At 70.5% G+C, this 12,100-nt stretch carries 10 protein-coding genes and 1 riboswitch; all 10 genes read right to left on the bottom strand.

The features are described from left to right. Positions 1-69 precede the first annotated feature (69 nt). The 10 genes from ACGFU6_RS18365 to ACGFU6_RS18410 all read right to left on the bottom strand — a co-directional run bounded on the left by ACGFU6_RS18365 (position 70) and on the right by ACGFU6_RS18410 (position 12,075). Positions 70-1,374: a class I SAM-dependent methyltransferase gene (locus ACGFU6_RS18365; RefSeq protein ID WP_393611953.1), complete on the bottom strand. Its 1,305-nt coding sequence runs from the start codon at positions 1,372-1,374 to the stop codon at positions 70-72. Between the two features lie 344 nt (positions 1,375-1,718). Further along, positions 1,719-3,104: an NAD(P)/FAD-dependent oxidoreductase gene (locus ACGFU6_RS18370; RefSeq protein ID WP_123525608.1), complete on the bottom strand. Its 1,386-nt coding sequence runs from the start codon at positions 3,102-3,104 to the stop codon at positions 1,719-1,721. 519 nt (positions 3,105-3,623) lie between these two features. Further along, a complete protein-coding gene (locus tag ACGFU6_RS18375) occupies positions 3,624-4,565 on the bottom strand; it encodes an exopolyphosphatase (RefSeq protein ID WP_393611955.1) in 942 nt (313 codons plus the stop codon). A gap of 63 nt (positions 4,566-4,628) precedes the next feature. After that, positions 4,629-5,168 carry a DUF501 domain-containing protein gene (locus tag ACGFU6_RS18380; protein ID WP_393611957.1) on the bottom strand — a complete coding sequence of 180 codons (540 nt, stop codon included), beginning with the start codon at positions 5,166-5,168 and terminating at the stop codon, positions 4,629-4,631. Between the two features lie 80 nt (positions 5,169-5,248). Then, the gene (locus tag ACGFU6_RS18385) at positions 5,249-5,719 is read right to left on the bottom strand and encodes a septum formation initiator family protein (RefSeq protein WP_393611959.1); all 471 of its coding nucleotides are present in this window, start codon (positions 5,717-5,719) and stop codon (positions 5,249-5,251) included. Positions 5,720-5,817: 98 nt separating this feature from the next. After that, positions 5,818-7,098, bottom strand: coding sequence for a phosphopyruvate hydratase (gene eno, locus ACGFU6_RS18390; protein WP_024491435.1), 1,281 nt, complete (start codon positions 7,096-7,098; stop codon positions 5,818-5,820). A 306-nt stretch (positions 7,099-7,404) separates the two neighbouring features. Continuing rightward, positions 7,405-8,151 (bottom strand): transglycosylase family protein, encoded by a 747-nt coding sequence (locus ACGFU6_RS18395; RefSeq protein ID WP_393611961.1) that lies wholly within the window; start codon positions 8,149-8,151, stop codon positions 7,405-7,407. Between the two features lie 4 nt (positions 8,152-8,155). Continuing rightward, a riboswitch (cyclic di-AMP (ydaO/yuaA leader) is annotated at positions 8,156-8,327 on the bottom strand. Between the two features lie 382 nt (positions 8,328-8,709). Further along, complete coding sequence (locus ACGFU6_RS18400) at positions 8,710-9,678, bottom strand: transglycosylase family protein (RefSeq protein WP_393611963.1); 969 nt, start codon at positions 9,676-9,678, stop codon at positions 8,710-8,712. 105 nt (positions 9,679-9,783) lie between these two features. After that, positions 9,784-11,097 carry a cytochrome P450 gene (locus tag ACGFU6_RS18405; protein ID WP_393611965.1) on the bottom strand — a complete coding sequence of 438 codons (1,314 nt, stop codon included), beginning with the start codon at positions 11,095-11,097 and terminating at the stop codon, positions 9,784-9,786. Positions 11,098-11,106: 9 nt separating this feature from the next. Beyond that, positions 11,107-12,075 (bottom strand): nucleoside triphosphate pyrophosphohydrolase, encoded by a 969-nt coding sequence (locus ACGFU6_RS18410; protein WP_393611967.1) that lies wholly within the window; start codon positions 12,073-12,075, stop codon positions 11,107-11,109. Positions 12,076-12,100 lie beyond the last annotated feature (25 nt).

Genomic DNA, 12,100 nt, shown 5'->3' on the forward strand with positions numbered 1-12,100 from the left:
GCCGGACGGCGGACGTGAGAGGGCCGGTGTCCGCGACCACGGACACCGGCCCTCTCGCATGTGCACGGCTCAGCCGGTCGCGGACGCCTTCCAGTCGCGGGCGCGCAACGGCATCCGGGCGGTTCCGCCCTCCGCCGGCCGCACGGCCAGGATCTGGTTGACGCCGATCTTGTTGTGCTCGAAGGAGAGCGCGGAAGCGGCCATGTACAGGCGCCAGACCCTCGCCCGGCCGGGCGAGGTCATCTTCACCGCACGCGGCCACTCCTTCTCCAGGTTGGCGACCCAGCGGCGCAGGGTCAGTGCGTAGTGCTCACGGAGCGACTCGACGTCGCGGGCCTCGAAGCCGGCTTCCTCAAGGGTCGCGACGGTCCGGCCCAGCGGAGCCAGCTCACCGTCCGGGAAGACGTAGGCGTCGATGAACTCGTCCACGTGGTAGGCGGACTCGTCCTTCTCCGGGCGGCGGGCGATCTGGTGGTTGAGGAGACGCCCGCCGGGCTTGAGGAGTGCGTAGACGTCGTCGGCGTACTCGCGGTAGCGGACCGATCCGACGTGTTCCGCCATCCCGATGGAGGAGATGGCGTCGTACGGGCCGTCCCTGACGTCCCGGTAGTCCTGGACCCGGATCTCGATCCGGTCGGTCAGGCCCTCTTCGGCGATGCGCTTCCTGGCGAAGGCCGCCTGTTCGGTGGAGAGGGTCACACCGGTGACCCGGGCACCGTACTCGCGGGCCGCGTGGATCGCCATGGACCCCCAGCCGCAGCCGACGTCCAGGAGGCGGTCCCCTTCCTTCAGGGCGAGCTTGCGGCAGACCAGGTCGAGCTTGTCGCGCTGGGCGTCCTCAAGGGTTCCGCCGTCCTCCCAGTAGGCGCAGGAGTAGACCATGGACGGGCCGAGGACCAGTTCGTAGAAGTCATTGCCCACGTCGTAGTGGTGGCTGATGGCCTCCTTGTCGCGGCGCTTGGTGTGCAGGGCTCCGGTGCGGCGGCGCACCTCCTCCGGTGGCGGCGGGGGCGGCGGCCAGGGACCGGCGAGCTGCAGCATCCCCTTGGCTGCCGCCCGGATCTTCGGGTCGCGGACCGGGTGGACGCTGTCCTTCGCCTCCGCCCCGCGGTCCCAGATCAGCCCGGCCACCAGATCCAGGGCCTCGTACAGATCGCCCTCGATGTCGAGTTCCCCGGCCACCCAGGCGCGGGCGAGGCCCAGTTCGCCCGGCTTCCACAGCAGCCGGCGCAGGGCGCGACGGCTCCTGATGACGAGGGCGGGGGCCTCGGGCGGTCCGGATTCGCTGCCGTCCCAGGCCCGGATCCGGACCGGTAGGGGTTCTCCCAGCAACTCCTGGGCGAGAGCGGTCAGCCGCAACGCGGCGTCTGCCATGGCGCACACCTCCGTGATGGTGTTTCCCAACGTGCCCAGACATGCCCACACATGTCTCGGACCACGCCGCGGCACCCGTTGGCGCCGTGACGAGGTACACCCCCCTCAACAGTTTCCGGCGGTCGGGCCATCCCGCTACCGCGCAATGGAACGGCAAAATACCTGTATGAACCACGCATCCGCCGGGTCACTGGCCCCGCTCCCCCTGTACCGTGCCCCGCCCCGCCCCGTGCCGATACGCCGAAGGGGCCGCCCGCACCACGGATGGCGGACGGCCCCTTCGGGCGTCGTACGACTGCGTTCCGCGCGGGCCGGGAGGTGTTGGGCCCCCGGCCCGGGGTGCGCTAGGAGGCCTTGGCCTTCTCGCCCACCGGCTGGGCGGCGGCGGGTGCCGGGGCCGGCTTGGCGGCCTCGTAGAACTCCTCGCGCGGAGTCTCCATGGCGCCGAGCGAGACGACCTCGCGCTTGAGGAACATCGCCAGGGTCCAGTCGGCGAAGATCCGGATCTTGCGGTTCCAGGTCGGCATCGCCACGCCGTGGTAGCCACGGTGCATGTACCAGGCGAGACGGCCCTTGAGCTTGATCTTCACCTTGCCCACGACGATCATCGCGACGCCCTTGTGCAGGCCCAGACCGGCGACCGCACCCTTGTTGGCGTGGCTGTACTCGCCCTGCGGGAAGCCGCGCATCCCGGAGATGACGTTGTCGCCGAGGACCTTGGCCTGACGCAGCGCGTGCTGGGCGTTCGGCGGGCACCAGGCGTTCGGGTTGCCGGCCTTGCGGCCGACCATGTCCGGAACCTGGGCGTTGTCGCCCGCGGCCCAGATGTAGTCGGTGCCCTGCACCTGGAGCTTCTCGGTGGTGTCCACGTGGCCGCGCGGACCGAGCGGCAGGCCGAAACGGGCCAGCGCCGGGTTCGGCTTCACGCCGGCCGTCCACACGATGGTGTTGGAGTCGACCTCGAGGCCGTTCTTCAGCACCACGTGACCGTCGACGCAGGAGTCCATGGAGGTCGAGAGGAAGACCTCGACACCACGGGACTCCAGGTGCTCCCGGCCCCAGGTGCCCAGCTTCGGGCCGACCTCGGGAAGGATCTTGTCGGCGGCGTCGACGAGCACGAAGCGCATGTCCTCGCGCTTCACGTTCGTGTAGTACTTCGCCGCGTCGCGGGCCATGTCCTCGACCTCGCCGATGGTCTCCGCACCGGCGAAGCCGCCGCCCACGAAGACGAAGGTGAGCGCCCTGCGGCGGACATCCTCATCGGTCGTCGAGTCAGCCTTGTCCAGCTGCTCCAGTACGTGGTTGCGCAGGCCGATGGCCTCCTCGATGCCCTTCATGCCGATGCCCTGTTCGGCCAGGCCGGGGATCGGGAAGGTGCGCGAGACGGCGCCCATCGCGATGACCAGGTAGTCGAAGGGCAGCTCGTAGGCCTCGCCGACGAGCGGCGCGACCGTGGCGACCTTACGGTCCTGGTCAATGGTCGTGACGCGGCCGGTGAGGACCTCGGCCTTCGGCAGCACACGTCGCAGCGGGACGACGACGTGCCGGGGCGAGATGCTGCCGGCAGCAGCTTCGGGGAGGAAGGGCTGGTAGGTCATGTACGACCGGGGGTCGACGACCGTGACGGTCGCCTCTCCGTAGCGCATCTTCTTCAGAATGCGCCGAGCTGCGTACAGGCCTACGTACCCACCGCCTACTACGAGGATCCTGGGACGCTCCGTGGTGCTCATGCCATCGAGTATCCACCCCTCCCGGGGGGTGAGCTCGTGAGCCCCTTCACAAGGTATGGCCCACCCTCTGCTACACTTCGCCGCCCACGTGACCCAGGTCATGGCCCCGGCAGGGAACCACAGCACCGTGGCGAACGTTGTTCACCGCTTGTGAGCTGGCCCTTGAGCCGCCGGGCGAGGTGGACCACCCGCCCGGTTCACACTCCCGCAACACTCCCGGAACCACCCCGTTCACGCCGCGAGTGACCCCGCACACGCTCCTGCGGGCCCGTCCGGAGCAGAAGTCCGCCCCCACGGACCCAATTCCTTGTGAAGAAGTTCACGAAGTTCGTCGCGGCGTGTCCCCGAAGGGCTCCCCCGGGTGGCCCTCAGCGGCTCAAAGGTGCAGGCAGGAATGCGTATGAGCAAGGTTTGCGCACCCACCGGCACCCCACCCCCCGAAGCCCCGCGCGCAGGCCTCAGGAGGGCGCTCAGCGGCCCCGCCCGCCGAAAACGGCGTAGGGCCTGTCCGGACAGGCCCTACGCGACGGACCAGCCGATCCCGTCGAGGATGTCGTGCTCGCTGACGACCACCTCATGCGCCCCGGTCCGCTCCATGACGGCGAGCAGGATCAGCGCCCCGGAGGCGATCACGTCGACCCGCCCCGGGTGCATCGCGCCGATCGCGGCACGCTCGGCGTGGGTCGAGGAGAGCAGCCGCCCGGTGATCTCCCGGACCTGCTCCAGGGAGACCCGCGAGTGGTGGATCGCCGCCGAGTCGTACTCCTCCAGGCCCAGTGCGATCGCGGCCACCGTGGTGACCGTGCCGGCCAGGCCCACCAGCGTGCCGGCCCCGGTGAGCGGGACGCTGCGCCCGGCGAGGTCCAGCGCGGCGGCGACATCCGCGCGGATCGCGTCGGCAGCCTCCGGCGTGGGCGGGTCGACGACCGCGCCGTCCCGCGAGAGATGGCGCTCGGTCATCCGCACGCAGCCGATGTCCACGGACCGGGCCGCCCGCACCCGGTCGTCGCCGACGACGAACTCGGTCGAGCCGCCGCCGATGTCCACGACGAGGTACGGCTTCGCCAGGTCGTCGCGCCCGGCCAGCTCCTTGGTGGCCCCGTCGAAGGAGAACTCCGCCTCCTGGTCACCGCTGATCACCTCGGGCTCGACGCCCAGGATGTCCAGCACCCCGCGGACGAACTCGTCCCGGTTCTCCGCGTCCCGCGAGGCCGAGGTGGCGACGAAGCGGACCCTCTCGGCGCCGTGCTCCTTGATCACCGCCGCGTACTGCCGGCACGCGGCGAACGTCCGCTCCAGCGCCTCGGGGGCGAGCCGCCCGGTCCGGTCGACGCCCTGGCCGAGCCGGACGATCTCCATCCGCCGGTCGAGCTCGGTGAACTCCCCGGTGGCGGGGTCGGCGTCCGCCACCAGCAGACGGATCGAGTTGGTACCGCAGTCGATGGCGGCCACACGCGTCATGTCTTCAAGCCTCTCCGGCATTTGAGGATCGGGGGTGCGGGGGCGGAGCCCCCCGGGGGTGGGTCAGCCCTCGTCCGAGTCCGGCACGCCGCAGGGCGACACGCACGGACCCTTGCGCCACCACTCCGGCAGCATCGCGATCGCCTCGTCCCCCAGCGGGTTCACCCCCGGCCCCGCGGCCAGCGAGTGCCCCACGAGCACGTGCAGGCACTTCACCCGGTCCGGCATGCCCCCCGCGCTCGGGAAGCCCTCCAGCACCTCGATGGCGTCACGCCGCGCGATGTAGTCCTCGTGCGCGGCCCGGTACGCGGCCGCCAGCGCGGGGTCCGTACCGAGGCGCTCGGTCATCTCCCGCATGACCCCGTTCGCCTCCAGCGTGCCGATCGCGGACGCCGCACGCGGGCACGTCAGGTAGTACGTCGTGGGGAACGGCGTACCGTCCTCCAGCCGGGGCTGCGTCTCGACCACGTCCGGGTTGCCGCACGGGCAGCGGTGCGCGATGGCGCGCAGCCCACGCGGCGGGCGCCCCAGCTGCTGCTGGAACGCGGCGATGTCCGCGTCGGTGGGCGCGGTGGACTCGGTCTGGGGAGGGGGCGTTTCCATGCCTGCCTAGGTTCTGATCGGGCCCCTTGAACTGCGGTTGCGCAGACGAACGGGGAAATGCGAAAGGACGGGAACGCGGGTCAGCCCCGGTCGGCGCTGTCGACGCCGTCCCACAGGTTGGAGTGCCACGGCCGGCCGGACTCGTCCGGCTCTCCGTTGCGCTCCTTGACCGCGTCGGGATCGACCACGGTGTAGCCGGTCTCCCCCGGAAGAAGGTAGTGCAGGTGCTCGCGGGCCAGCCGCTTGATGTACGCGTTGTCCTGGAGGCGCGCCTTCTCGTCGCGCAGCTCCTCGGTGCGTGCCTCGGCCTCCTGCGCGAGCCGCTCCTGGTCCGCGATCTCGTCGCGCTGCGACACGTACTGCCGCATCGGGTACGCGAGGGCGACGATCAGGGAGCAGACGACCAGGGCCAGGAAGGCCGCCCGGCCGGTGAGGCGGGAGCGGCGGGCCTGGCGCTTGCTCTGGGAACGGTAGACGCGGGCTGCGGTCTGCTCACCGAGCAGCCTCAGCCGGGTCGCGGTGGAGAACCGGTCCCGGTCCTTCGCGGCCATGTCTCCGCCTCCCCATTACGCACGTCCGTCCCCGCACACGGTACGGGACCGAGTGCGGGGACGGACGGAGGCCGGGTCGCTGGACCCGGTCGGGCTTGTCAGCCCTTGAACCGCGGGAACGCCGAGCGGCCCGCGTACACCGCGGCGTCGTCGAGGATCTCCTCGATGCGCAGCAGCTGGTTGTACTTGGCGACACGGTCCGAGCGGGCCGGGGCGCCGGTCTTGATCTGGCCGCAGTTCACGGCGACCGCGAGGTCGGCGATGGTGACGTCCTCGGTCTCGCCGGAGCGGTGGGACATCATGCACTTGAAGCCGTTGCGCTGGGCCAGCTCGACGGCGTCCAGGGTCTCGGTCAGCGAACCGATCTGGTTGACCTTGACGAGCAGGGCGTTGGCGGAGCCCTCCTCGATGCCCCGGGCCAGGCGCTCCGGGTTGGTGACGAAGAGGTCGTCGCCGACGATCTGCACCTTGGCGCCGATCTTGTCGGTGATGACCTTCCAGCCGGCCCAGTCGTCCTCGTACAGCGGGTCCTCGATGGAGACCAGCGGGTACGCGGAGACGAGCTCCTCGTAGTACTCGGTCATCTCGGCGGCCGAGCGGGACTTGCCCTCGAACTCGTACGTGCCGTCCTTGTAGAACTCGGACGCGGCGACGTCGAGCGCGAGCGCGATGTCCTTGCCGGGGGCGTAACCGGCTTCCTTGATCGCCTCGACGATGAGGTCGAGCGCGGCGCGGTTGGACTCCAGGTTCGGCGCGAAGCCGCCCTCGTCACCGAGACCGGTGGACAGGCCCTTGGTCTTCAGGACCTTCTTCAGGGTGTGGTAGACCTCGGCGCCCCAGCGCAGGGCCTCGGAGAACGACTCCGCGCCGATCGGGGCGATCATGAACTCCTGGATGTCCACGTTGGAGTCGGCGTGCGACCCACCGTTGAGGATGTTCATCATCGGGACGGGCAGCAGGTGCGCGTTCGGGCCACCGAGGTAGCGGAACAGCGGCAGGTCCGAGGCCTCGGACGCGGCGTGGGCGACGGCGAGCGAGACGCCGAGGATGGCGTTGGCGCCGAGCGAGCCCTTGTTCTCGGTAGCGTCCAGGTCGAACATGGCCTGGTCGATCAGCCGCTGCTCGGTCGCGTCGTAGCCGACGAGCTCCGGGCCGATCTGCTCGATCACGGCGAGGACCGCCTTCTCGACGCCCTTCCCGTGGTAGCGGTTGGGGTCACCGTCGCGAAGCTCAATGGCCTCGAACGCACCGGTGGAGGCTCCGGACGGAACGGCAGCACGACCCGTGCTGCCGTCGTCGAGGCCAACCTCGACCTCGACCGTGGGGTTGCCCCGGGAGTCGAGGATTTCCCGGGCTACGACGACGTCGATGGACGGCACGAGGCATCTCCTTCTGGGATATGACGCTGGTTGCGCAGGGTCGCTTTGGCCTTGCGACAAGAGCCTAACCGGCCCGGCCGTCTCAGTCGGCCGCCCGCCCGTCCCCTGGGACGAAAAAGGACCCAAGGGCGGTGATAGCGGGGCGAACAACCAGAAATTTACTGACCAGTAACTACAACAGTTGAACAATCACCCGGAGTTTCCCGGCCCGTCGGGCCCGCAGACCGGCGACCGACAGACCCCGGCCCGGCACGCGTGGGGGGAAGACGCGGGCCGGGCCGGGCGATCGGCGAGGAGAGTGCCGGACTACTTCACCAGGTGCAGCTGCTGCCCCGGGAAGATCATGTCGGCGTCCTTGACGATGTCCTTGTTCAGCTTGAACAGCTGCTCCCAGCCGCCCTTGACGTCGTGGTCGGCCGCGATCTTGCTCAGCGAGTCGCCGGTGACGACCTTGTACTCGCCGTCACCCTTCTTGACCTTCTCGCCGGTCGGGGTGGTCACGGTCTTCTTCTGCTCGGCCTTGGGGGCGGTCGAGCGGTCCGAGCGGTTGGTGGCCGGGGCCTCGGTGCGCTCGGCCTTCTTCGGCTCGGCCTGCTGGGCCGGGGCGGACTCCTGCTTGGGAGCGGACTCCTGCTTGGGAGCGGCGGAGCCGGTGTCGACACCCGGGTCCACGCCGTCGTTGCTCAGGTTGCCGGCACCGGCGCAGGACCAGGCGCCCGGTCCCTGCATGTCGAGGAGCTTCTCGGCCACGGCGATCTGCTGGGACTTGCTGGCCAGGTCGGCGCGGGCCGCGTACTGCGTACCGCCGGCGGCGGCCCAGCTGGACTGCGAGAACTGCAGACCGCCGTAGTAGCCGTTGCCGGTGTTGATGGACCAGTTGCCGCCGGACTCGCACTGGGCGACCGCGTCCCACGTGGAGACGGAGGCGGCGGAGGCGCCGGTGGCACCCATCAGGGGCACGGCGATGGCGGCACCGGTCACACCGGCGAGCGTGGCGATACGGACGGCCCTGGACGGGCGGCGGTGCTTGTTGCCCTTGCTGTTGAGCAGCATCGAGACTTCTCCTCACCGACGCCTGCGAGGTGAGCTGTCGGGTTCGGGCCAAGTGAGTTGCCCGGTCGCACGTCCTAGCGCACGACTTAACCCCAAGCCGGTCCTGATCCGTCCTGCGACGATCGGGCCCGGCACTTACCTGGGTCCCCCGCTCCTGCCTACGGCGCTTTACGCGTCTGTTCCCTTCGACCGACGGCAGGATTCGGCGTGACGGTCGACGGGGCCCGCGGTGCGAGCGGTTCTGACCGTAAACACACGCAACCCCTACATTCAAAGAAGGACATACCGGATAAACAGCCCTTCCTTGCATCGGATAAACGCCTGTTTGCGCAGGTCGGAACGGATGCGGAGGGAGCTCCCGGACAAGACGCGCCAGTTCACGCAAAGAGACCCATGTCTCACTTAGTTCAAAGTGGGACATAGGTCTCTTAAGTACCCCGGATTCGAGGTGATTTCAGCTGTTGATCAGACCGTTTCCACGGCCGCTTCCACCGCTGCTTCCAGGGCGGCCCTGACTGGGCCTCAGCCGGTCGCCTCAGTTGGTCGTCCCGGCCGGTCTCAGCCGGCCTTCACGCCGAGGTCGAGGTGCTGACCGGGCAGGATGAGGTCCGGGTCGGAGCCGACGGCCGCCTTGTTGGCCTCGTACAGCCCGGTCCAGCCGCCGGGCAGCTCCTGCGCGTCGGCGATCGCCCAGAGGTTGTCGCCGGGCCGGACGGTGTACGTGCCGTCGGCGGCAGGCGCACCCTTGGCGCGCCCGTCACCTTCGCCACGCGAGGCGTGCCGCCCCGAGTCCCGCCCGTCGCCGGTCCGCTCCGGGGCCGGCGCACCGCGGTGCTTGCCGCCCGTCTCGGCGGCCGGAGAGGCTCCGTCCCGGCCGTCCGCGGGGCCGGTCTCGCCGGAGGAGCCGGACGCCGGAGGCGTGGCGTCCGGGGAGGCCGAGGCGTCCGGCTTGCGGTCCTTGCTGTCCTTGCTGTCGGCCGGGCCGGCCGTGGAGTCGTCCGACGGGGCCTTCGTCTTGTCCTCGGCCGCGTCGTCCGCCGGGTCGGCGCTCTTCGACGGGTCGGCACTCGCGGACGGGTCCGCGCTCTCCGACGGGTCGGCGGCCGGGGTGGCGGCCGGATCGACGCCCGGGTCGACGCCCGGCAGGGATCCGTCCGCGGCGAGGCCGGAGATGACGGCGCAGCTGGGCCACGCCTTCGGCCCCTGGTCGTCCAGCACCTTCTCCGCCACGGCGATCTGCTGCGAGCGGCTGGCGAGGTCCGCGCGCGAGGCGTACGCCTCGCCGCCGTAGGACTTCCAGACCTCCTGCGAGAACTGCAGGCCGCCGTAGAAGCCGTTGCCGAGGTCGGCACTCCACATGCCGCCGCTCTCGCACTCCGCGACCCGGTCCCAGGTCGAGGCGTCGGCGGCGTGCGCACCTGCCGCGCCGAGCAGCGGGATGGCGATGGCCGATCCGGTCACGCCTGCGGCGACGATGATCGCGGGTGCCTGCCGAGGGCGACGGTGTCTGCCGTTCGCGGAGCCCATGGGAATGCCTTCCGTGTGACTGACGAGTGACTGGTGAGTCGAACGGTGAACCTAGCGGGACTCGAACGTGTGTCACAAGTCGATGCAGCGGAGATCACGCGAAAGTCACAATGTTGACAGAGTGTCACCTTCGTCGGTGACGGCCCCGGGGGTGAACTCCACCGGGAGCGTGCGCAGTCCACGCATGATGAGCCCGCCACGCCAGCGCAAATCGGCAGCTTCTCCCGCAAGTCGCAGGTCCGGGAGGCGTTTCAACAACGTGGCCAGCGCGGCCTGTCCCTCCAGCCGGGCGAGCGGCGCTCCCAGGCAGTAATGGATGCCGTGCCCGTAGCCGAGGTGCTGATTGTCACGCCGTGAGAGGTCGAGCGTGTCCGGGCCGTCGAAGCGCTCCGGGTCCCGGTCGGCGGCGGCGAGCACCACGAGCACGGGGTCGCCCGCGCCGACCCGCTGCCCGCCGATGGTCAGCGGCTCGGTGGCGTACCGCCAGGTCGCGAGCTCCACCGGGCCGTCGAACCGCAGCAGTTCCTCGACCGCGGTGGCCAGCAGCCCCGTCTCCCCCTCGGCCAGGGACCGCTGGAGCCGCTCGCGCTGCTCCGGGTGACCCAGCAGGGTGTGGACGCCGTTGCCGATGAGGTTCACAGTCGTCTCAAAACCGGCAAACAGGATAATAAAGGCCATCGCGGCGGCCTCGTTCTCGGTCAGGTGCTCACCGTGGTCGCTCGCCCGGATGAGCCCCGAGATCAGGTCGTCCCCGGGGTTCTCGCGCTTGCGGTGGATGAGTTCGAGCAGATATCCGCGCATCTTCTTCACGGAACGGGCCACCCCGCCGCGCGGGCCGCCGCCGTGGCGGATCATCATGCCCGCCCAGTCCCGGAAGTCGTCCTGGTCCTCGGGCGGGACACCCAGCAGGTCGCAGATGGCGTAGATGGGGAGAGGGAAGGCGAACTCGTGGATGAGGTCCGCCTCCCCCTTCTCGACGAAGGAGTCGAGAAGGCGGTCCGTCAGCTCCTGCACGCGCGGCGCGAACTCCGCGATGCGCCGGGGCGTGAACGCCTTGGACACCAGACGCCGCAGCCGGGTGTGGTCGGGCGGGTCGATGTTCAGCAGATGCGTCATCAGCTCGGCCTTGCGCTCGCCCGGGATCCCCGTCTTCCCCTTGGCGTGCGCGGACTCGGCGTGATGGGCCGGGTTCTTGGACAGCCGGGCGTCGGCGAGGGCCTGCCTGGCGTCCGCGTACCGCGTCACCAGCCAGGCCTCGACCCCGCTGGGCAGCGTGGTGCGGTGGACGGGGCTGTGCTCGCGCAGCCAGGCGTACGCGGGATACGGGTCGGTGGCGAACTCCCACGTGAAGAGTTCGGGGGCGGGCGGCACGGCGTCGGCCGGGTGGGCGGGGCCGGTGCCGGCGGGGCTGTCGTTCACCCCCCGACGTTATCCGTTGCCCTCCGCCGCCCTGATGGCGTCCCGGTAGGCGCGGCCCGCGGCGCGCAGGGCGGCTTCCGGGTCGGTGCCGTCCTCCTGGGCGCGTACGGCCAGGGCGAGGAGCCGGTAGCCGATGTCGCCGCCCTCGCCGTCGGGGAGCGGCACGTCGAGTCCGGCGGTGGCGGCGCGGCCGGCCAGCTTCGCGGCGAGCGCCAGGGCGGGCTGGCCGAGGGGGACGCCGTCGGTGACGGACTCGCGCTGCTTCTCGATCGCCTTGGTCCGCAGCCAGTGCGCGTGGACGTCCTGCGGCGTCTCGGCGCTCTCGTCGCCGAAGACGTGCGGGTGGCGGTGGATCAGCTTCTCGACGAGGGTGGCGGCGACGTCGTCCACCGAGAACGGCTCCTGCTCGTCCTCCTCGGCGATGCGCGCGTGGAAGACGACCTGGAGCAGTACGTCGCCGAGCTCCTCGCGCAGCTCCTCGCGGTTGCCGTCCTCGATCGCCTCGACGAGCTCGTACGCCTCCTCGATGGCGTACTTGGCGAGGCCCTTGTGGGTCTTCTGCGAGGTCCAGGGGCATTCGATCCGGATGCGGTCCATGACCTGGACGAGATCGAGGAGGCGCGCGCCCGGCAGGTCGTACGAACCGGGCAGCAGCTCCAGGTCCGGCATCTGCACCCGCCCCGAACCGGCCAGCCGTGCCAGCCCGTCGGTCAGCGGCTGGTTGCCCTCGCCGCCGGTGAGGACCACCACGGTCCGGCCCCCGGTGCAGGAGGCGACGAGCTCCTGGGCGTCGGGGACGGCCGGCTCGACGGTGATGCCCGCCTCGCGCAGGTACGGCAGCTGCGGCTGGCCGGGCTCCCCGCAGAGCACCCGGTCGGCGGCTTGCAGCGTCTGCCAGGCGGGCCAGGACAGCAGTCCGGGCGCGACGCGGTGGCTGGCGGTGAGCAGGACGATACGGCCGGGGTCTTCAGCGTTCACGCTGCGAATCTACCCGGCCGCACGG

It is taken from the genome of Streptomyces sp. NPDC048462 (genome assembly GCF_043200175.1).
GTDB lineage: Bacteria > Actinomycetota > Actinomycetes > Streptomycetales > Streptomycetaceae > Streptomyces.